The sequence below is a fragment of the Rhizobium sp. 01N424 genome (genome assembly GCF_056399485.1).
In genome coordinates this window covers 1-18,970 of record NZ_JBFTRK010000017.1, presented here as the reverse complement: position 1 = coordinate 18,970, position 18,970 = coordinate 1, and the positions used below count along the sequence as shown (strand labels likewise).

Genomic DNA, 18,970 nt, shown 5'->3' with positions numbered 1-18,970 from the left:
GCGGTTTGCATGTTATGCTGCCGCCCGGTTTTACATGCCGCGGCAAAGTCCATGGAGGATGAGAATGGACGCTAAGTCAAAGCCCACCTGCCACATTGTTCGCCCCAGCCACGCCTATGACGGCAAGCAGGGGCTCAGCTATTTCGAAGGCATTGCCGCGGAAACGGTCGGCGCCAAGGGCATCTGCATGCATCTCCTGACGATCCCGCCGGGCGTGAGGGCCAAGGCGCATCTGCATGAGGCGCACGAGACTGCGATCTGCATGCTCTCCGGCGAGGCCCATACCTGGTACGGCAACAATCTCGAGAACCATGTCATCGTCCATGCTGGCGAGCTTTTCTACATTCCGGCCGGCGTTCCGCATCTGCCCGCCAATCTGAGCAGCACGCCCTGCACGGCGATCATCGCGCGGACAGATCCCAACGAGCAGGAGAGCGTCGTGCTCTTGCCCGCGCTCGACAGTATCGTGCCGGATTGAGGCTACTTGCATAGCGGCAGCGGCCCCCACTTGATGGCGGCGTCCGAGGTGAAGCCGATCGTGTAGCCCTTGGGGCCGGAGGTGATCTTCGCCGTGTCCTCGCTCTCGCCTTCCTCACCCTCGGCCTGACAGGAGACCGTGGCCGTAAAATTCTTGCCCTCGGTCTTCACGAGCTTCTTGATCTCACAATAGGAGGCGGCGGTGGTGATCGCCTCGGAGGTCAGCAGGAAGAAGTTATCGGAGCCGGTGCTTTCGCCCGACTTGGCGTAGGCGCAGCCATCCTTGTTGCCGTAGCTGCCCTTGATCGGCAGCGTATCGCCGAAAGCCGCGGTGGAGAGCGCGGCCAATGAAACAATCGTCAGAATGACTTGGCCGCGCATTGATGTTACACCCCGCTCGCCGGGATGCCGGTGCGTTCGACCTTGCGGGGAGCGGTCAGCTCCTTCCAGGTGGAGAGCGCCTTGTTGGCGGCCTGGAAGGGTTCGCGCCTGACGAACTCGCCGTGGCCCTCCTGGGTCTTGATCGTCGATTCCTCGATGGCGACGACACCGCGGGTCAGCGTGTAGCGCGGCAGGCCGGTGACCTCCTTGCCCTCGAAGACGTTGTAATCGATCGCCGACTGCTGGCTCTTGGCCGAGATGGTCTTTGAGCGCTTCGGATCCCAGACGACGATATCGGCATCGGCGCCGATGAGGATCGCGCCCTTCTTTGGATAGACGTTGAGGATCTTGGCGATATTGGTCGAGGTGACCGCCACGAACTCGTTCATGGTGATGCGGCCGGTCGCGACGCCATAGGTCCAGAGCATCGGCATGCGGTCTTCGAGACCGCCGGTGCCGTTGGGGATCTTGCGGAAGTCGCCGAGGCCGGTGCGCTTCTGGTCGGTGGTGAAGGCGCAGTGGTCGGTCGCCACCACCTGCAGCGAACCGGCGGAAAGGCCGGCCCAGAGACTGTCCTGATGCTGCTTGTTGCGGAAGGGCGGGGACATGACGCGGCGGGCGGAGTGGTCCCAGTCGCGGTTGAAATATTCGGTCTCGTCGAGCGTCAGGTGCTGGATCAGCGGCTCGCCATAGACGCGCATGCCGTTCTGGCGGGCGCGGCGGATCGCTTCATGAGCCTGTTCGCAGGAGGTGTGGACGACATAGAGCGGGACGCCCGCCATGTCGGCGATGATGATGGCGCGGTTCGTCGCTTCGCCCTCGACCGAGGCCGGGCGCGAATAGGCGTGTCCCTCGGGCCCGTTGTTGCCTTCGTCCATCAGCTTCTGCTGCATGGCGGCGACGACATCGCCGTTTTCGGCGTGGACGAGGGGGAGAGCGCCGAGTTCGGCGCAGCGCGAAAACGACGCAAACATCTCGTCGTCGTTCACCATCAGCGCGCCCTTATAGGCCATAAAATGCTTGAAGGTGTTGATGCCCTTTTCCTGCACGATGGTCTTCATGTCGTTGAAGACCTGCTCGCCCCACCAGGTCACCGACATGTGGAAGGAATAGTCGCAATTGGCGCGGGTCGACTTGTTGTCCCAGCGCTTCAACGCATCGAGCAGCGACTGGCCGGGATCTGGCAGGCAGAAATCGACGACCATCGTCGTGCCACCGGCCAGAGCGGCGCGCGTGCCGCTCTCGAAATCGTCTGAGGAATAGGTGCCCATGAAGGGCATTTCGAGGTGTACATGCGGATCGATGCCGCCGGGCATGACGTAACAGCCCGTGGCGTCCAGCACCTCGTTGCCCGAAAGATTCGGCCCGATCTCGACGATCTTGCCACCTTCGATCTTCACGTCGGCCTTGTAGGTCAGGTCGGCGGTGACGATGGTTCCATTCTTGATGACTGTGGTCATGGCTGTTCCCTGTTCTTATTGAGTCAGGTGACCGATCGCATCCCCTAGTGGAGAGGTTGCGTGCGAAGCAGTCGGGTGATGTTCGGTAAATGCTCGAGGGGGCTATGCCTCGACGAGATCAAGCCGCTTTTCGATCCGCGAGACGCGTTCATCGATGCGGTCGAGCCGTGTCGAAATGGTCGCATATTGATGTTCGAGTATGCCGAGACGCTGCTTGACGACCTGCATGTCGTCGGCGAGCCGTTCGACGGTGCCCCGGATGGCACGCAAGTGCTCAAGTATGAGGTTGTCGGTCGACATTCACCGGCCTCCGTTGGCGGCAATTTTCCTTCGGAATATAGGCGCAATTGTTTCACACCACAATCTCCGCCGTCTCGACCACCGCATGGAACAGCACATCGGCACCCGCCGTTGCCCATTCCTTGGAAATCTCTTCCGCCTCGTTGTGGCTGAGGCCGCCGACGCAGGGGCACATGACCATGGTGGAGGGCGCCACCTTGGCGGCCCAGCAGGCGTCGTGGCCGGCGCCGGAGATCACGTTCATGTGGGAGTAACCCAGCTTTTCAGCGGCATCGCGGACGCGGCCGACGAGGACCGGGTCGAAGGTGACGGGGTCGAAATGGCCGACGGCCTCGATCGAACAGCCGACGCCGAGTGCTTCGCAGATCTTGGCGGCTTCGGCCTCGATCCTGGCGCGCATGCGGTCGAGCTTGGCCTGATCAGGCGTGCGGATATCGACGGTGAAGACCACCTTGCCGGGCAGCACGTTGCGCGAATTCGGCGAGAAAAACACCTGGCCGACGCCGCCGACGGCGCCGGGCTGTTCGCCCATAGCAACACCCTGGACCATCTCGATGATCCGCGACATGGCAAGGCCGGCATTGACGCGCATGTTCATCGGCGTCGAGCCCGTATGAGCTTCGCGTCCAGTCAGGGTGAATTCCAACCACCACAGGCCCTGACAGTGCGTCACGACGCCGATCTGCTTGTTTTCGGCTTCGAGGATCGGGCCCTGTTCGATGTGATATTCGAAATAGGCGTGCATCTTGCGGGCGCCGACTTCCTCGTCGCCCAGCCAGCCGATGCGCTTCAGCTCGTCGCCATAGGTCTTGCCCTCGGGGTCCTTGCGGCCATAGGCGTAATCGATGCTGTGGACGCCGGCGAAGACGCCGGAGGCAAGCATGGCGGGCGCGAAACGCGCGCCTTCCTCGTTCGCCCAGTTGGTGACGACGATGGGGTGCTTGGTCTTGATGCCGAGGTCGTTCATCGTGCGCACGACTTCGAGGGCGGCGAGGACGCCGAGCACGCCATCATATTTGCCGCCGGTCGGCTGGGTGTCCAGGTGAGAGCCGACGTAAACCGGCAGGGCGTGAGGATCGGTGCCGGGGCGGGTTGCGAACATTGTGCCCATCTTGTCGACGCCCATGGTCATGCCGGCGGCATCGCACCAGGTCTTGAAGAGGCTGCGTCCTTCTGCGTCCGAGTCCGTCAGCGTCTGGCGATTGTTGCCGCCGGCAATGCCGGGACCGATCTTTGCCATGTCCATGAGACTGTCCCACAGACGGTCGCCGTTGACGCGCATGTTTTCGCCTGGTGCTGCCACCATATCTGAAGTCCTCGCCTGTTTTCATCAGTCATGCGCTGAGCATGTCCGGTCTGTTCCCTTGGTCAATTCCCGGCGCGATTGTTTGTTTTCTTTGCGCTGGAAAATCCGCCGTTGCCTTTATTTTGCATCTGACGGATAATTTGACCGATTGGTAAACATTACAGCTTCCGGCGCCGGGCTCAAGACGTAAAACAGCAAAAATACTGACAAATTTGCGAGCCGGAAACTGCTTCTGAAAACTTGAGTGAAGCAGTTGAATTTGTGAGGGAAACGAGAGCCATATGGCCATTCCGAGAGCAGCGAGGACCCAGCGCCGGACGCGAATCCAGGAGGAGAAGGAAGAGCAGATCCTCGAAGCGGCGCTGGATGTGTTTTCGGTCAGCGGATTCCGCGGCTCGACCATCGACCAGATCGCTGCCGCCGCGGGCATGTCGAAGCCCAATCTGCTCTATTATTTCCGCACCAAGGAAGCGATGCACCGGGCGCTGATCGACAGGGTACTCTTCACCTGGCTGGAGCCGCTCAGGGCCTTCAATGCCGAAGGCAATCCGGAATCCGAAATCCGCAGCTACATCCGGCGCAAGCTGGAGATGGCGCGCGATTTCCCGCGAGAAAGCCGGTTGTTCGCAAACGAGGTTCTGCAGGGAGCGCCGCATATCGAGGACGAGCTGAAGGGGCCGCTGAAGAGCCTGGTGGACGAGAAGGCGGAGGTGATCCGCGTCTGGGCCAAGGCCGGCAAAATCGCCAAATGCGATCCCTATCACCTGATCTTCTCGATCTGGTCGACGACCCAGCACTATGCCGACTTCGACGTGCAGGTGAGGGCGGTGCTCGGCCAGGAACATTCCGGTGCCGGGCGCTTCGAGGATGCCGCGCGGTTTCTGGAACAGCTCTTCGTCGGCGGGCTGATGGTGCAGCCGGTCTGAGCGTCAGACCTTCTTCAATGGCATCATCTTGTCGAGCGCCGCCGCGACGCTTTCGATCGTATAGGGCTTCTGCAGGATGTTGGCGCCGCTGAAGTTCTTGGCGACCGCTTCGCCGTACCCCGTTGCAAAGACAAGCGGCGTGCCTGCCTGCACCAGTTTCTCGGCGACCGGGAAGCTGGTTTCGTCGCCGAGATTGACGTCGAGCACGGCGAGATCGAAATGCTTCTCCGCCACATATTCGAGAGCCTGATAGACGCTCGGTGCAAGCGTCACATCCTTGGCGCCGAGCTGCAGGAAGATATCCTCGCCGTCCATGGCAATGATCAGGTTATCTTCGACCAGCAGGATGCCGCAGCCCTGCAGCGGTTTCTCGGAAATGATCGTTGCGGTCTTAGCCGCCGGTTGCTGACGCACTTCCGGGACGATCGAGACCGGTCCGTCGGCGAAGGTAACATATTTCGCCGGGATGGTGAAATCCGCCTGCAGCCCCTTGGGCTCATAGCGCACCTCGGCCTTACCGCCGAGATCGTAGGGGATCGAGTGGCGGATGATGGTGGTGCCGAAGCCCTGCCGTTTCGGCGCCTTTACCGGCGGACCGTCGCTCTCGCGCCATTCGACCAGCAGATTGCCCGTGTCGTCCTCGGTCCAGGCGACGCTGACCGTTCCGCTGTCGCAGAGGCTGCCGTATTTGGCGCTATTGGTGACGAGTTCGTGGAAGACAAGGGCAGCCGTCGAGAAGGCCTGCGGGCCGAGCAGCACTTCTTCGCCGCGCATGACCACGCGCGCAGCATTCTTGCCGAGATAGGCGGCGGCTTCTGCCTGCAGCAGCGAGCGCAGCGAAGCCGGGGCCCAATGATCCCGGGTGATCTGGTCGTGAGCGCGTGACAGCGCCTGAACGCGGCCTTCCAGCTGGCCGACATATTCGCCGATATCGCCATCGCTGGTGCGCGACTGGCGGATCAGGCCGCTGATCAGGCTGAGGATATTGCGGACACGGTGGTTCAGCTCGGCGATCAGGATCTCCTGGCGCTCGTTGGCCTGCTGGCGCACGGCGCTCGCCTCGTCGGCAAGGCGCAGGATGACCTCGATCAGTGTGACGCGGATCGTATCGGCCACACGTTTTTCAGCCGGGGTGAAGGGGTGCGAGCGTCCCCGGACGAGTTCCGACCAGCTTTCGAAGCTCTTGCGCGGTGTCAGGCGCGGGCCGTTCGGGCCGTATTCGACCGGCTTGTGCGGGTCGCCCGCCCAGCGGACGGTGCGGACGATCTCCTGGCGGAACAGGATCACATAGTCACGCGGCGAGCGCGAGATCGGGATCGCCATCAATCCGGCGACAGTGCCGTCGATATCGCTGTCTGGCCAGAGTTCCTGCAGATGGTCGGTGGTGAAGACACGGCCCGACGAGGTGCGATTCAGCACCTTTACCAGCCCGGAAAACTGCTCCTGCGTCGGCGAAAGCCCGGTCAGCGCCGAGCGGCCGTTGATCCAGACGCCGATGCCATCGGCGGGAATGGCGTCCGAGAGCGCGTCGATCAGCCAGGTCGGGTCGTCGAGCAAGCTGGCATTGTCGGCGACCGAGGTCAGCAGTCTGTCGGCGATCTGGCGGGCCTTGGTTTCGAATTCCAGCGCCAGCCGCCGTTCACGGCTTTCGAGGCGAGAGGCGAACATCTGACCGAAAAGCTCGGAGGTCGAGCGGCGCTCGAAGGACGGCAGACGGGCGGAATAATGGTGGCAGGCAAACAGGCCCCAGAGCTTGCCGTCGACGATGATCGAGATCGACAACGAGGCGCCGACGCCCATGTTCTTCAAATATTCGATGTGGATCGGCGAGACCGAGCGCAGGATCGACATCGACAGATCCAGCGGGCGGCTGTGCTCGTCGAGCTCTGGATGGATGGCGACAGGCGTCGCATCGATATCGGCAATGACGCGGAAGAGGTTGCGGACATAGAGCGCGCGGGCCTGAACCGGGATGTCGGAGGCCGGATAGTGCAGGCCGAGGAAGGAGCCTATGCCGGGGCGCGCCGCTTCGGCGACGACTTCGCCCGATCCCTTTTCGTCGAAACGATAGACCATGACGCGGTCGAAACCGGTCAGCGCTCGGGCCTGGCGGGCGCCTTCGCGGTAGAAGGCTTCCAGCGTCTGCGCCTGGTCGAGACGGGCCATCATGCTGCGGATCGACATGGTCGCGCCGCCCTGGGCACCGTCCTGCGAGGGCTCGGCCTCGATGATGACCTGACCGTCGCTGATGTGGAGCGCCACGTCGAAGGCGGGGCCGTTCTCGGAAAACTGCACGCCGAAAAGACGTTCGACTATATCGGGACCCCTGATGACGGCGAGGCGGTTTCGAAGCGTATGCAGCGTCTGCGGCATGATCACTTCGGACAGTGGGCGGCCGAGTACATCCTTGTAGCTGACGCCGATGAACTGTTCGAGATTTTCGGAAGCGCGGGCAACCAGCCAATCGGCCGAGGAAACGAGCAGGAAGCCGAACGGCTGGATGGCGCCGAGGCGGTGGATCGGTTCGCGGTCGCAGTTCGTCAGGTCGACGCGGTCGAAGGTTTCGCTCACGAGGCGGCCATCTCCAGTTCCATCTCAGCAGCCTTGCGGAAGAGTGCAAAGACGGCGCGGGCGGCCTCAACGGCACCCGCTTCATCGGCGCCTGCATTATCGAGCATATCCATGAAGGCCTTCATGCCGCCCTTGGGGCCGAAGGGGCTGAGATAGGCGGATGGCAGCCCTTTGCCGACGGCCTTGGCCAGCATCGCGCCGCCGAGCTTCGAGCCTTCAAGCACATAAACGGCGCCGAGAAGCGCTGCATCGTCTTGCATCGGAGGCGCATCGAGGGCGGGCGGCAGCGGAACATTCATGGCCGCGAGGTCGTCGAGCAACAGATCGCGGCGGCGGCGCTCCGCCCAGTCGGGGATCAGCCGCTCGATGCCGGCTTTTTCCAGCGCTATCTCGACGGCTGGAACGGCGCGGGCGTGGGCGGAGAGGAAGGCCCTGTAATCTGCTTCACGTCCGAGATCGAACCGGCCGAAAATTTGATCGACATCAGCATGGCAATCGCTGGTGCCGGCGCGCAGCGCAGTTCGAAGTGACATGGTTATTGCAATTCCGGTTGATGGTGGCCGATGCACCGCCCCGTACGGCGCATCATCATGGCGATATACGGCAGCATTTCATGATTTCCAGTGAATACAATAAAAAATTCAGCCACTTCAGCGGCTTGGTAAATTTCAAAACGTCACTCCATCAGGCCGGGCAATCTCGCAACCAGCGCATCGATGGCGAGGCGGACTTTCGGCAGCATGACGGGTGAGCGCGGCCATATCGCGTGCGATTGGAAAATGACGGGACGCACGTCTTTCAGCACCCGCACCAGGCGCCCGGCGGCAACGTGCTCGCGCACCATCCAGCAAGGCAGCCAAACGAGGCCGGCACCTTCGATCGCCACGTCGCAGATGGTGGCGAGATCGTCGAGCCGCATCCGCGATTTCGGCAGAACCTGCCGCCAGGGTTCGTCGTCGGTCGGGAACACCCAGGTGCGGTGCTTGTCCTGCCGGCCATAGATGATGCCGACGTGTTTGGGGATATCTTCCAGCGACTGCGGCGTGCCGTGTTTGGCGAGGTAATCGGGCGAGGCGCAGACGGTCAGCCGCTGGTGGGCGACGAGTCGCGCCATCATGTCCTGATCGTCTTTGAGCGGCCCGTTGCGGATCGCCAGATCGTAGCCGTCTTCAAGAAGATCGATGATCCGGTCGTTGAAGGACAGGTCGAGTTCCAGTTCGGGATGGTCGTCGAGCAGTGAAATCAGGATCGGCGCAATGCATTGCCGACCGAAGATAACTGGCATGGACACCCGCAGTTTGCCGCGCACGGTCTGCTTGCCGGCCTCCAGAAGCGCTTCGCCGATCTTGATCTCTTCCAGAGCCTTCAGGCAGCGCTCGTAAAAGAAGCGGCCTTCCTCCGTCAGGCTTTGCGAGCGGGTGGTGCGGTGGAAGAGACGGACGCCGAGGCGCTCTTCGAGCCTGGCGATCGTCTTGCCGACAGCGGATCGCGTCAGGTTCAGGCCGCTGGCGGCGGCTGAAAATCCGCCTGCTTCGACGACCTCGACGAAGACGGAGATACCACCAAGCTTTTCCATAATTGTATCCTCAAGGGAACCTATCTTGGGAATTTATATCGCAACTGCCGCCATCATTTCAACGATAGCATGGCTCTCTTCGCTGAATATGCAAAGGAGCACATGCGATGACCAAGATAAGGCGGTGGACGATCGACGGCATCGGTCCGCAGAACCTGACGATATCGGAAGGACGAATGGACGATCCCTCGGGGCGCGATGTCCTGGTGCGGACCGAGGCCGTCTCGCTGAATTATCGCGACAAGCTGGTGCTCGAAACCGGCATGGGGCTGCCGCTGCAATTTCCCTTCGTACCGGCCTCCGATATGGCGGGTGTCGTCGAAGCCGTCGGCCCCGGTGTGACGCGCTTCAAGCCGGGAGACCGGGTGATCTCGACCTTCTCTCCCGGCTGGATCGACGGCACGAATGCCGGGAATGCGCGCAACCCGCCTTACCGCACGCTCGGCGGCTTCTATCCCGGCGTGCTCTCCGACTATCTGACCTTTTCCGAAGACTGGTTCGCCAGGGCGCCGGACAGCCTCGATGCGGCCGAGGCCAGTACCTTGCCCTGCGCCGGCCTGACCGCCTGGTTCGCGCTGATCGAGCGCGGCCATCTCAAGGCCGGGCAGAAGGTGCTGATCCAGGGGACCGGCGGCGTTGCGCTGTTCGGCGTGCAGATCGCCAAGGCGCATGGCGCCGAGGTCTTCATCACCTCAGGCAGCAAGGACAAGCTCGAGCGTGCCCGGGCGATCGGCGCTGATCACGGCTTCGGACGTGAGAACTGGGTAGAGACGCTTTATGGCCTGACAGGCGACTACGGTGCGGATCACATTCTGGAAATTGCCGGTGGCGCCAATTTTGGCGAGGCGCTGAAGGCGGTTGCCGTCGGCGGGCATATCCATGTCATCGGCGTGCTCGACGGGTTCGAAGTGTCCGGCCCCGTCGGGCCGCTGCTTCTGAAATCACCGACGGTGCAGGGCATCAGCGTCGGCCATCGCCGGGCTCTCGAGGATCTCGTCCGCGCCGTCGATGTTTCAGGCATCAAGCCGGTCATCGATCATCGCTACGCTTTCGAGGAACTGCCGGAGGCGCTGGCGCATCTCGACCGCGGCCCGTTCGGCAAGCTCGTTATCGAATTCTGAAAACCGGCTCCCGCAATCGCGCGGGAGCCTTCCATCCTCACGCCGCGGCCGCTTCGCTCTCGAAGCGGAAGCCTTCATCGGCCCAGCCGGTCATGCCGCCGATCATCACCTTGACCTGCTTACCGAGCCGGGCGAGGCGGAGCGCTGCCTTGTCGGTGCCGTTGCAATGCGGCCCGGCGCAATAGACGACGAAGAGCGTATCCTCCGGCCATTCCGACATGCGATGCGCCGTCATCTTGCCATGCGGCAGGTTGATGGCGCCGGGGATGTGCGAGGCGGCAAACATTGCGGGCGAGCGGACGTCGAGCAGCACGAAATCGGCATTTCCTGCAGCAAGCGATGCGTGGACATCCCAGCAATCCGTCTCGAAAGCGAGCTTGCGGGCATAATAGGCGGTGGTGGCTTCCCGCGAGGCGGCTGGGGTTTCGCTGACGTGGCTTGGCATGGGCGGTTCCTTTCGTTCGGGTTGCCGCCCGTTATCGCCGATGCTATGGCTTGGCGAAATTGGCCAGGATGACGATGAGCGTAAAGATCATGCCAAAAGGACCCCATGTCGCAGTGCTGGCCTATGACGGGCTCTGCACCTTCGAATTCGGCATCGCCTACGAAGTCTTCGGCCTGCCGCGTCCGGAGATGGGTGAAGGCTGGTACCGCTATTCGGTCTGCGGCATCGAGCCGGGGCCGCTGCGGGCTGCCGGAGGCCTGACGGTCTCTACCGATCACAGCCTCGACGTGCTCGAACATGCAAACCTGATCGTCGTGCCCGGCTGGCGGGCGATCGATGCGCCGGTTCCTGCCGGTCTCGTTGCGGCACTGCGGGCTGCCCATCAGCGCGGCGCTCGCATCATGTCGCTCTGCTCCGGTGTCGCGGTGTTGGCGGCATCAGGGCTGCTGTCCGGGCGCCGGGCGACGACGCATTGGCGCTATGTTGCCGCGATTGCGGCGCGCTATCCCGATATCACCTTCGACGCCGGCGTTCTCTACATGGACGAGGGCAGCATTTTGACGGCGGCGGGAAGCGCGGCAGGCATCGATCTCTGCTTGCATGTGGTGCGGGGCGATTTCGGTGCGGAGGCGGCCAACAGTGTCGCCCGCCGCCTCGTCCTGCCGCCGCATCGCGAGGGCGGACAGGCGCAGTTCATCCATGCGCCGGTGCCGCAGGAGCGCGAAGGCATCCGGCTCGGGCCGCTGATCGAATGGATGCGCGAGAGGCTCGATACCGAACAGCCGATCACTCTGCTCGCCGAAAAAGCCGGCATGAGCCAGCGCACCTTCCAACGGCGTTTCGAAAAAACGACAGGCCTCAGCGTCGGTGAATGGCTGCTGAAGGAGAGGCTGCGCCACGCCCGGGAGCTGCTGGAAAAGCCGGCCGCCACCTCGCTCGACGACATCGCGGCCGCCAGCGGGTTTGGGACGCTGGCAACGATGCGGCACCATTTTCGCAAGCGGCTGGGAACGAGCCCGGGGGCGTACCGGAAGACGTTTGCCGGGTGAGCGCTCCCCGGCCACCGTCATTCCTGTGGCCTTAGGGCTTAGCCCACGGGATGTCGCAGGAAACCAGCCACGGCGCGTCTGCGCCGTGAATGACTCTCGTGCTTTTGGGAAGAGGTCTCCCCGCCGCGCGGACGCGCGGCGACTGGATTCCTGTGACGAGCACAGGAATGAGGGAGGTGGAGGGGAACGCCGCGGAGTAAAATTCTACGCGGCGCCAATCTCTATTCCGCGGCCTGTCTCGCCATCGGATTGTTCGGATGCGTCGTCCAGTTGGCATAGTTCGGATCGACGGTCTTGCCCGTGCGTTCGTCCAGCGCGCCTGCTGGCAGGGCTTCCATGGTGATGCAGTTCTCGACGGGACAGACGTTGACGCAGAGATTGCAGCCGACGCATTCGTCTTCCATGACCTCGAAGTGGCGGAGGCCGTCAACGAACTGGGTGATCGCCTGGTGCGAGGTGTCCTCGCAGGCGATGTGGCAGCGGCCGCATTTGATGCAGGAATCCTGATCGATCTTCGCCTTGGCGATGTAGTTTAGGTTCAGATACTGCCAGTCGGAGACGTTCGGGACGGCACGGCCGGTAATGTCGTCGAGGGTGCGGTGGCCCTTGGCGTCCATCCAGTCGGAGAGGCCTGAGATCATCTCCTGGACGATCTTGAAGCCGTAGGTCATCGCTGCGGTACAGACCTGCACGTTGCCGGCGCCGAGAACCAGGAACTCGGCGGCATCGCGCCATGTCGTCACCCCGCCGATGCCAGATATCGGCAGGCCGTAGGTTTCAGGATCGCGGGCGATCTCGGCTACCATGTTGAGGGCGATCGGCTTGACGGCCGGGCCGCAATAGCCGCCATGGCTGCCGCGTCCGTCGATCGAGGGTTCCGGCGAGAAGGTGTCGAGATTGACCGCGGTGATCGAGTTGATCGTGTTGATCAGCGAGACTGCATCGGTGCCGCCCGATTTCGCAGCGCGAGCCGGTTTGCGGATGTCGGTGATATTAGGCGTCAGCTTGGTGATGACGGGCATGCGGGTATATTGCTTGCACCAGCGCACTACCATCTCGATATATTCGGGCACCTGTCCGACCGCGGCACCCATGCCGCGCTCGGACATGCCGTGCGGACAGCCGAAGTTGAGTTCGATGCCGTCGGCGCCGGTTTCTTCCACGAGCGGCAGAATCGCCTTCCAGCTCTCCTCCTCGCAAGGCACCATGATCGAGGCGATCAGGGCGCGGTCCGGCCAGTTCATCTTCACCTGCTTCATTTCTCGCAGGTTGGTATAGAGGTCGCGGTCGGTGATCAGCTCGATATTGTTGAGGCCGAGCAGGCGGCGGTCGGCGCCCCAGATCGCGCCGTAGCGCGGGCCGTTGACGTTGACGACGGGCGGGCCTTCCTCGCCGAGCGTCTTCCAGACCACGCCGCCCCAGCCTGCCTTGAAGGCGCGCTCGACATTGTAGGCCTTGTCGGTCGGCGGCGCGGAGGCCAGCCAGAACGGGTTCGGAGACTTGATGCCGACGAAATTATTGCGGAGATCAGCCATTGTTCATTCTCCCCTTCACGCGACGGCAACGGCCGGCTGCAAACCTGCAGTCAGCATGCGGTTGATCGATTCGGCGGCATCGCGGCCCTGCGCCACGGCCGAGACGGTGAGGTCGTCACCGCCGAGCACGCAGTCGCCCCCGGCCCAGACGCCTTCGATCGAGGTTTGCCCTTCGGCATCGATGGTGATGCGGCCGTTTTCCATACGCAGTGCGCCGAGACCGGAGGCCTCGAAGGTCTGGCCGATCGCCTTGAAAATCTGATCGGCGGCGATGACACCGGTCTCGCCCGTTGTCACCAGACGGCCCTCGGCAAGCGCGGTATATTCGACCTCGATACCGGCGACCTTGCCGTTGTTGGCGACGATCGATTTCGGCGCCAGCCAGTGGCGGATGATGACGCCCTTGGAGCTTGCGAGATCCTGTTCGAATTCCGAGGCGTTCATGTGTTCCTTGCCGCGGCGGTAGCAGATCGTCACCTCTTCGGCGCCGAGCAGCTTTGCCTGGACGGCGGCGTCGATCGCCGTCATGCCGCCGCCGAGAACGACGACGCGGCGGCCGATGGCGATCGCGCCCTTGTCTGCAGACTGGCGCAGACCGGCGATGAAATCGACGGCGTCTTCGACACCCGGCAGGCTCTCGCCATCGACCTTCAGGGCGTTGACGCCCGCCAGGCCGAGGCCGAGGAAGACGGCGTCATATTGCTGCTGCAGATCGGAGATCGAGAAGTCGCGGCCGAGCTGCTCGCCGTTCCTGACCTCGATACCGCCGATCGAAAGGACGTAATCGACTTCTTTCTGTGCGAAGTCGTCCACCGACTTGTAGGTGGCGATACCATATTCATTGAGGCCGCCGGATTTCGGCTTGGCGTCGTAGATGACGACGTCGTGGCCCTTGATCGCCAGACGGTGGGCAGCGGCAAGCCCGGCCGGGCCGGCGCCGACGACGGCGATCTTCTTGCCGGTCGCGGCGGCGCGATCGTAGAACTGGCGGCCGGCGTTCATCGCCGTATCGGTGGCGTAGCGCTGCAGGCGGCCGATTTCCACGGGCTTTTCTTCTGCCGTGTTGCGCACGCAGGCCTGTTCGCAGAGCTCTTCGGTGGGACAGACGCGGGCGCACATGCCGCCGAGGATATTCTGGTCGAAGATCGTCTTCGCCGAACCCAGCGGGTTGCCTGTCGATATCTGCCGGATGAACAGCGGGATATCGATGGAGGTGGGACAGGCCGTCATGCACGGCGCGTCGTAGCAGAAATAACAGCGGTCGGAAGCGACCAGCGCCTCATGCTTGTCGAGGCGCGGATGAAGATCGGAAAAGTTCGCGTCATACTCGGCGGGCGAAAGCCGGCGGGCATGAATCCCAGTTTCCAGACGTTCCATTTGAAGTTCCCTCATTATTGGTAAACGGCCTGTGAGGGAAGCGTAACTCAGGTCTAAAAATTTATCAAATGGTAAAATTTTGGAATATTTTGCAGGCTATCCGGCTGATTTCATGTTATTTTTTGTTTTGGTATCGTGAGCGGAAATGCTGCCTGGGACTGGGCGTTCGGGGCTAGGCAAAAAAAGATTCACAAAAGTCCACTTTTTTTCCGCAGCGTTGGAACCAAAGGTTAACGGCGCCGTTATTGGGATATCCAGATGATGACCGCATCGACCCAACATGCGCGCCCCCAACCCATCATCCGGATCTTACTCACGGTCCCCTCCCGGTGAGTAAAAACAGCCAGTGCGCCGCCCTCGCACTGGCTGTTTTACTTTGTCCGGTTTGCGGTCACGGGAGACGGGGGCTATCTCACGCCCGCTTGAGGATTTCGAATTCGGTCTCGGGGACGAGCAGCGAGTATTCGATGCGCCCGGGGATCAGCTTCAGTTCTGCCTTGCCGTTCATAGAGGAAGGCACCACGCGTTCCAGAACCGTCTTGCCGAAGCTGTTTTCGCTGAATTCATGGATCTCGGTCTTGTCGGGCAGCGCTTCTGCCCACGTGACTTCGATCGCCCGCCTGCCGTTCAGTTCCGCCTCGCGGCAGTTCAGCGTGATCGACGCCGCGCCGCCGGCGATTGCGCCGAAGGAGGCGGAGTTGACGATCAGCTCGTGCAGCGCCAGTCCGAGATGGACGGCAGCGTTCGGCGTCATATGGGCGTTGATCCCATAGATCGGCAGCGAGCCAGCAGTCTCCGGCCAGTAGGGCGCGAACTGCTTTTGGGCGAGTTCGAACAGATAGGCGCCGCGCCAGCTGGAATCGGTGATCAGGTCCTGCGAATTTGAGAGAGACTGCAGGCGGCCGCGGAATTTTACCAGGAAACCATCGAGCGACAGCGTGTTTCGCGCCGTCTGTGTGGCGATGCCCTGGATGATCGCCAGCAAGTTCTTGGAGCGGTGCGAGAGCTCGCGCAGCAGCGACTTCAGGACCTTCTCGCGGTGGCGGGTTTCGGTCACTTCGGAAACCACCGTCAGCACGCCATGGCTGTCGCGTTCGCTGGCGCGCTCGACCTTCAGCTCGTAGCTGCGCATCTCGCCGCCGACATTGACTTCGATCTCAGCGGTCGTGGCGAGCCCGGTGTCGAGCACCTTCATTTTCAATGCATGCAGATACTCGCCATAGGCGCTGCCGAACAGATCGGCGTCCGTCATGCCGGGTCTGAATAAATCCTGGAAATGAGCGGGGAGATTCTCGGCATAGGCCATCTCAAGCCTTGAGTCCTGGAAGACAATCGAGATTCCGGCGCTGCGCAGCGCCCGCTCCATCATTGCGGCCTTGCCATCCGTGCGGAACGGCTTGCCGGTCAATGGTTCTGTCGTATTCACCAAGCCGCCTTTCCTTCGATCCGTCTGGTGCAGCTGGATAGAAGTTGGCCCATCAGCCAACCCGCCGGTCAGTTTATAACCAAGCGTTGCAGAAACAGTTAAAGCCGCCGGAGCGCACCAGTCATGCTGGAACGCCCCGGCTATTGCTTTGTTCCGTCATCCGGAAACCCGGTATCAGGCTGCAACCTTGGTGGATTCATTGAAGAACAGCGCCTGGCTGATCAACGCCTTGACCATGTCGGGGTTGAAGGGTTTCGTGACAAGGAATGTCGGCTCCGGACGCTCGCCGGTCAGCAGGCGTTCGGGGAAGGCGGTGATGAAGATCACCGGCACGTTCGAGGTCTTCAGGATGTCGTTCACGGCATCAATGCCGGAACTGCCGTCGGCAAGCTGGATATCGGCGAGAACCATGCTTGGCTTGGTCTTGTTGTAAAGCGCAACCGCCTCGGTATGCGTCCGGGCAATGCCGGTGACGCGGTGGCCGAGGCTTTCGACCATCTGCTCGATATCCATGGCGATCAGCGGTTCGTCTTCGATGATCATGATGTCGGTCGCCACCTGGCGGGAAATTTCCTGCGAGGCAGTGTCCAGAAGGCCCATCACGTCCTGTTCGGCGATCTCAAGGATCTCGGCGATTTCGCCGACGCGGAAGTTCTCGACCGATGCGAGAATGAAGGCTTGGCGGGCGCGGGGAGAAACCTTGGCAAGATTGACGGTCGCGCGCTGTTCCCAGGCGTAGGGAGACGCGGGTTCCGGAATCTGGACTGCCGTGGAACCAAACAGTTTGGTGAACAGTTTGTAGAGTGCAACACGGTCGTTCGCGGTATCCGGGAAAATGGATAGGTCGGCGATGATTGCCTCAAGCACGGCGGCCACATAGGCGTCGCCAGAGGTCTGAGTGCCGGTAAGAGCCCGGGAATAGCGACGCAGATAAGGAAGGTGCGGCGCAATTCGAGTAGAAAGTGTCATTAAAAACTCCCGTCTGTAGGCCGGTAACTGGCGCTAATGAGGCAGAAACGTGAGACGGGTAAAAAAGTTCCGGAGCTTGCGGAACTTTTTTCAGACAGCCGCATTATCCTGCCGACGAATAAAGGGCGCACCAGCTTGAAGCAGGACTTAGGCAGCGTATCGGCATCAACTGCCCAACAGGCAGCTGGTGCTATCGGTGTCGATAGCCGCTTTCAACGGAAAAGCTGCCCGGTTTTACAGACAACAGGCGAGAAGTGACGATTTAATGGCTACACAGCAGAATGAAGAAAGAGATCAGCAGCGGCTGGATGTAAGGGCGAGCGATATTCTCGATCCCAACAACCAGATCGGTGTGAAGCTTCGCTCGCTTTACGCGGCGGCGCAGGATGAGGCCATTCCAGACCGGTTCCTTGATTTGCTCGAAAAGCTCGACCAGGCCGAAATGGCCTCGGCGAAGTTGGCAGAATAGGGTGAGCTGATGGAAAAAGAGCAACCGAGCTTCAAGCGCGAGATGCTGGCAGCCCTGCCAAGCCTGCGCGCATTCGCCATCTCGCTGACCGGCCGCCACGACCGCGCCGACGATCTCGTTCAAGACACCATCATGAAGGCCTGGGCCAAGCAGGACCATTTCGAGATGGGCACCAACATGAAGGCCTGGCTGTTCACGATCCTGCGCAACGAGCTTTATAGCCAGATGCGCAAGAGCGGCCGCGAAATCCAGGACAGCGACGGCCTGTTTACCGAGTCCATGGCGATGCATCCGTCGCAATATGGCGCGCTCGATCTGCAGGATTTTAAGAAGGCGCTCGATCAGCTGCCGCCGGACCAGCGTGAAGCGATCATTCTCGTCGGCGCTTCGGGCTTTTCCTACGAAGAGGCCGCGGAAATCTGTGAATGCGCCGTCGGCACGATCAAGAGCCGCGTCAACCGCGCCCGCCAGCGGCTGCAGGAACTGCTGCAGATCACCGGCGAAGCCGACTTCGGCCCGGATGCAACATCGGCGCCACTGACATCGAGGGCCTTTGCGTTCTAACCAAGGGATACTTGGGAGGAAAAAGCCGGTCGCCTGAAAAGGCGCCGGCTTTTTTGTTTTGCGTCGATTGGAAAGGTTTGCGCCCGGGGGCCCCCCTCATCCGGCTGCCGCAACCTTTCCCCGAGGGGAGAGCGACTGTCTTTGGCGTCAAGCGTTTTGCCATGGTTTTGCGTCCCGGATGATAGCGTCGAGGATGGTGAGGAGCTTTCGCATGGTTGCGACGATGGCGACGATCTTCGGCTTGCCGGCTGCGACGAGCCGGTCGCGGAAGGCCTTGAGGCCCGGGTTGTGACGGCTTGCGACGAGAGCAGCCATGAACAGACGGCGCGCACCTTGCCTCTGCCGCCGCCGATGAAGCTCTTGCCCTTCCATTTGCCCGACTGCCGCGTCCAGGGCGCCAGCCCTGCCAGTGAGGCGATCTGACGCCGGTCGAGGCTGCCGAGCTCCGGCAGTTCGGCCAGCAGCGTGCGGGCCGTTGTCGGCCCGACGCCTGGCACGGAGACCAGCAGCGTCTCGCGCACCCGCCATATCGGCGACTTGCGGATATGGTCGTCGAGATCGGCATCGAGGCTGTCGAGTTCGCGCCGCAAGGCGGCGAGCAAGCGCTTGATGCTTTTCTGCGCCTGTCTTGCCAACACCATACGCAACCGGTTCTCCTCCGCCACGATCATCTGCACGATCTGGCGCCTGCGGGCGACGAGTTCGGAAAGAGCCTGCGTCTCGGCATCGCTCAGCGGCCGGATCTCGGGCTTGGTCGCCAGCACGAAGGCGGCAATGACGGCGGCATCGATCGGGTCGGTCTTGGCCTTGCGGCCGATGGCATTGGCATAGGCACGCACCTGCGCCGGATTGACGACGAGCACCGTCAGTCCTGCCGATGACAGTCCGGCCACAGCCTGCGTCTCGAATCCGCCGGTCGCCTCAAGCGCGATCGCATCGGCCCCGATCGCCTTCAGTCGGCCGGTCAGCTCGCCAATGCCGGCATCGTCGTTGTCCACCGCAAAAGCCTCGCCCTGCG

At 62.1% G+C, this 18,970-nt stretch carries 19 protein-coding genes and 1 pseudogene; 7 read left to right on the top strand and 13 right to left on the bottom strand.

Annotated elements, in window-relative coordinates:
- The first annotated feature begins 64 nt into the window (after positions 1–64).
- The gene (locus tag AC1DNK_RS27545) at positions 65–478 is read left to right on the top strand and encodes a cupin domain-containing protein (protein ID WP_477944254.1); all 414 of its coding nucleotides are present in this window, start codon (positions 65–67) and stop codon (positions 476–478) included.
- A gap of 2 nt (positions 479–480) precedes the next feature.
- Here the strand turns inward: AC1DNK_RS27545 and AC1DNK_RS27540 are convergent, their stop codons facing one another.
- The 4 genes from AC1DNK_RS27540 to AC1DNK_RS27525 form a co-directional block, all read right to left on the bottom strand.
- Entirely contained in the window at positions 481–858 is a 378-nt protein-coding gene (locus AC1DNK_RS27540) for a hypothetical protein (protein WP_477944253.1), read from the bottom strand.
- 5 nt (positions 859–863) lie between these two features.
- On the bottom strand, positions 864–2,318 hold the full coding sequence (gene hydA / locus AC1DNK_RS27535) for a dihydropyrimidinase (RefSeq protein ID WP_477944252.1): 1,455 nt from the start codon (positions 2,316–2,318) through the stop codon (positions 864–866).
- Between the two features lie 102 nt (positions 2,319–2,420).
- Positions 2,421–2,618 (bottom strand): hypothetical protein, encoded by a 198-nt coding sequence (locus tag AC1DNK_RS27530; protein ID WP_477944251.1) that lies wholly within the window; start codon positions 2,616–2,618, stop codon positions 2,421–2,423.
- A gap of 52 nt (positions 2,619–2,670) precedes the next feature.
- Positions 2,671–3,924, bottom strand: coding sequence for a Zn-dependent hydrolase (locus tag AC1DNK_RS27525; RefSeq protein WP_477944250.1), 1,254 nt, complete (start codon positions 3,922–3,924; stop codon positions 2,671–2,673).
- A 281-nt stretch (positions 3,925–4,205) separates the two neighbouring features.
- Between AC1DNK_RS27525 and AC1DNK_RS27520 the strand changes: the two genes are divergently transcribed.
- On the top strand, positions 4,206–4,850 hold the full coding sequence (locus tag AC1DNK_RS27520) for a TetR family transcriptional regulator C-terminal domain-containing protein (RefSeq protein WP_112390446.1): 645 nt from the start codon (positions 4,206–4,208) through the stop codon (positions 4,848–4,850).
- Positions 4,851–4,853: 3 nt separating this feature from the next.
- On the opposite strand, the gene AC1DNK_RS27515 is transcribed toward AC1DNK_RS27520, so the two are convergent.
- The 3 genes from AC1DNK_RS27515 to AC1DNK_RS27505 all read right to left on the bottom strand — a co-directional run bounded on the left by AC1DNK_RS27515 (position 4,854) and on the right by AC1DNK_RS27505 (position 8,997).
- Positions 4,854–7,421 (bottom strand): HWE histidine kinase domain-containing protein, encoded by a 2,568-nt coding sequence (locus AC1DNK_RS27515; RefSeq protein ID WP_477944249.1) that lies wholly within the window; start codon positions 7,419–7,421, stop codon positions 4,854–4,856.
- A complete protein-coding gene (locus AC1DNK_RS27510; RefSeq protein ID WP_477944248.1) occupies positions 7,418–7,954 on the bottom strand; it encodes a biliverdin-producing heme oxygenase in 537 nt (178 codons plus the stop codon). Before AC1DNK_RS27510 ends, AC1DNK_RS27515 begins: the two co-directional genes overlap by 4 nt.
- A gap of 143 nt (positions 7,955–8,097) precedes the next feature.
- Positions 8,098–8,997, bottom strand: coding sequence for a LysR family transcriptional regulator (locus AC1DNK_RS27505; RefSeq protein ID WP_112538947.1), 900 nt, complete (start codon positions 8,995–8,997; stop codon positions 8,098–8,100).
- Between the two features lie 107 nt (positions 8,998–9,104).
- On the opposite strand from AC1DNK_RS27505, the gene AC1DNK_RS27500 reads away from it, so the two are divergent.
- On the top strand, positions 9,105–10,118 hold the full coding sequence (locus AC1DNK_RS27500; protein WP_310294025.1) for a zinc-dependent alcohol dehydrogenase family protein: 1,014 nt from the start codon (positions 9,105–9,107) through the stop codon (positions 10,116–10,118).
- Positions 10,119–10,155: 37 nt separating this feature from the next.
- On the opposite strand, the gene AC1DNK_RS27495 is transcribed toward AC1DNK_RS27500, so the two are convergent.
- A complete protein-coding gene (locus AC1DNK_RS27495; protein ID WP_310294027.1) occupies positions 10,156–10,563 on the bottom strand; it encodes a rhodanese-like domain-containing protein in 408 nt (135 codons plus the stop codon).
- A gap of 68 nt (positions 10,564–10,631) precedes the next feature.
- Here AC1DNK_RS27495 and ftrA point away from each other — a divergent pair, with 68 nt between their 5' ends.
- Entirely contained in the window at positions 10,632–11,612 is a 981-nt protein-coding gene (gene ftrA / locus AC1DNK_RS27490) for a transcriptional regulator FtrA (RefSeq protein ID WP_477944247.1), read from the top strand.
- A 221-nt stretch (positions 11,613–11,833) separates the two neighbouring features.
- On the opposite strand, the gene preA is transcribed toward ftrA, so the two are convergent.
- The 4 genes from preA to AC1DNK_RS27470 all read right to left on the bottom strand — a co-directional run bounded on the left by preA (position 11,834) and on the right by AC1DNK_RS27470 (position 16,919).
- Positions 11,834–13,147, bottom strand: coding sequence for an NAD-dependent dihydropyrimidine dehydrogenase subunit PreA (gene preA / locus AC1DNK_RS27485; protein WP_477944246.1), 1,314 nt, complete (start codon positions 13,145–13,147; stop codon positions 11,834–11,836).
- Between the two features lie 15 nt (positions 13,148–13,162).
- Positions 13,163–14,524, bottom strand: a complete 1,362-nt coding sequence (locus AC1DNK_RS27480) for an NAD(P)-dependent oxidoreductase (protein WP_477944245.1) — start codon at positions 14,522–14,524, stop codon at positions 13,163–13,165.
- Between the two features lie 412 nt (positions 14,525–14,936).
- Positions 14,937–15,932, bottom strand: coding sequence for a sensor histidine kinase (locus AC1DNK_RS27475; RefSeq protein WP_477944297.1), 996 nt, complete (start codon positions 15,930–15,932; stop codon positions 14,937–14,939).
- A 192-nt stretch (positions 15,933–16,124) separates the two neighbouring features.
- Positions 16,125–16,919: a response regulator gene (locus tag AC1DNK_RS27470; protein ID WP_112390455.1), complete on the bottom strand. Its 795-nt coding sequence runs from the start codon at positions 16,917–16,919 to the stop codon at positions 16,125–16,127.
- A 36-nt stretch (positions 16,920–16,955) separates the two neighbouring features.
- Here AC1DNK_RS27470 and AC1DNK_RS27465 point away from each other — a divergent pair, with 36 nt between their 5' ends.
- The 3 genes from AC1DNK_RS27465 to AC1DNK_RS27455 are packed head-to-tail and all read left to right on the top strand — an operon-like array spanning position 16,956 to position 17,952.
- On the top strand, positions 16,956–17,177 hold the full coding sequence (locus tag AC1DNK_RS27465) for a hypothetical protein (RefSeq protein ID WP_162702587.1): 222 nt from the start codon (positions 16,956–16,958) through the stop codon (positions 17,175–17,177).
- 7 nt (positions 17,178–17,184) lie between these two features.
- Positions 17,185–17,388, top strand: coding sequence for a NepR family anti-sigma factor (locus tag AC1DNK_RS27460; RefSeq protein ID WP_112390456.1), 204 nt, complete (start codon positions 17,185–17,187; stop codon positions 17,386–17,388).
- 9 nt (positions 17,389–17,397) lie between these two features.
- Positions 17,398–17,952 carry an RNA polymerase sigma factor gene (locus AC1DNK_RS27455; protein ID WP_477944244.1) on the top strand — a complete coding sequence of 185 codons (555 nt, stop codon included), beginning with the start codon at positions 17,398–17,400 and terminating at the stop codon, positions 17,950–17,952.
- Between the two features lie 147 nt (positions 17,953–18,099).
- On the opposite strand, the pseudogene AC1DNK_RS27450 reads toward AC1DNK_RS27455, so the two are convergent.
- Positions 18,100–18,970, bottom strand: a pseudogene (locus tag AC1DNK_RS27450) (IS110 family RNA-guided transposase); the annotation flags it as partial.

What these genes read in the sequence shown, in the direction of transcription:
- AC1DNK_RS27545 (WP_477944254.1), top strand. Translation starts at nt 65, where the DNA reads ATGGACGCTAAGTCAAAGCCCACCTGCCACATTGTTCGCCCCAGCCAC.
- AC1DNK_RS27540 (WP_477944253.1), bottom strand. Translation starts at nt 858, where the DNA reads ATGCGCGGCCAAGTCATTCTGACGATTGTTTCATTGGCCGCGCTCTCC.
- hydA (WP_477944252.1), bottom strand. Translation starts at nt 2,318, where the DNA reads ATGACCACAGTCATCAAGAATGGAACCATCGTCACCGCCGACCTGACC.
- AC1DNK_RS27530 (WP_477944251.1), bottom strand. Translation starts at nt 2,618, where the DNA reads ATGTCGACCGACAACCTCATACTTGAGCACTTGCGTGCCATCCGGGGC.
- AC1DNK_RS27525 (WP_477944250.1), bottom strand. Translation starts at nt 3,924, where the DNA reads ATGGTGGCAGCACCAGGCGAAAACATGCGCGTCAACGGCGACCGTCTG.
- AC1DNK_RS27520 (WP_112390446.1), top strand. Translation starts at nt 4,206, where the DNA reads ATGGCCATTCCGAGAGCAGCGAGGACCCAGCGCCGGACGCGAATCCAG.
- AC1DNK_RS27510 (WP_477944248.1), bottom strand. Translation starts at nt 7,954, where the DNA reads ATGTCACTTCGAACTGCGCTGCGCGCCGGCACCAGCGATTGCCATGCT.
- AC1DNK_RS27505 (WP_112538947.1), bottom strand. Translation starts at nt 8,997, where the DNA reads ATGGAAAAGCTTGGTGGTATCTCCGTCTTCGTCGAGGTCGTCGAAGCA.
- AC1DNK_RS27500 (WP_310294025.1), top strand. Translation starts at nt 9,105, where the DNA reads ATGACCAAGATAAGGCGGTGGACGATCGACGGCATCGGTCCGCAGAAC.
- AC1DNK_RS27495 (WP_310294027.1), bottom strand. Translation starts at nt 10,563, where the DNA reads ATGCCAAGCCACGTCAGCGAAACCCCAGCCGCCTCGCGGGAAGCCACC.
- ftrA (WP_477944247.1), top strand. Translation starts at nt 10,632, where the DNA reads ATGACGATGAGCGTAAAGATCATGCCAAAAGGACCCCATGTCGCAGTG.
- preA (WP_477944246.1), bottom strand. Translation starts at nt 13,147, where the DNA reads ATGGCTGATCTCCGCAATAATTTCGTCGGCATCAAGTCTCCGAACCCG.
- AC1DNK_RS27480 (WP_477944245.1), bottom strand. Translation starts at nt 14,524, where the DNA reads ATGGAACGTCTGGAAACTGGGATTCATGCCCGCCGGCTTTCGCCCGCC.
- AC1DNK_RS27470 (WP_112390455.1), bottom strand. Translation starts at nt 16,919, where the DNA reads ATGACACTTTCTACTCGAATTGCGCCGCACCTTCCTTATCTGCGTCGC.
- AC1DNK_RS27465 (WP_162702587.1), top strand. Translation starts at nt 16,956, where the DNA reads ATGAGGCAGAAACGTGAGACGGGTAAAAAAGTTCCGGAGCTTGCGGAA.
- AC1DNK_RS27460 (WP_112390456.1), top strand. Translation starts at nt 17,185, where the DNA reads ATGGCTACACAGCAGAATGAAGAAAGAGATCAGCAGCGGCTGGATGTA.
- AC1DNK_RS27455 (WP_477944244.1), top strand. Translation starts at nt 17,398, where the DNA reads ATGGAAAAAGAGCAACCGAGCTTCAAGCGCGAGATGCTGGCAGCCCTG.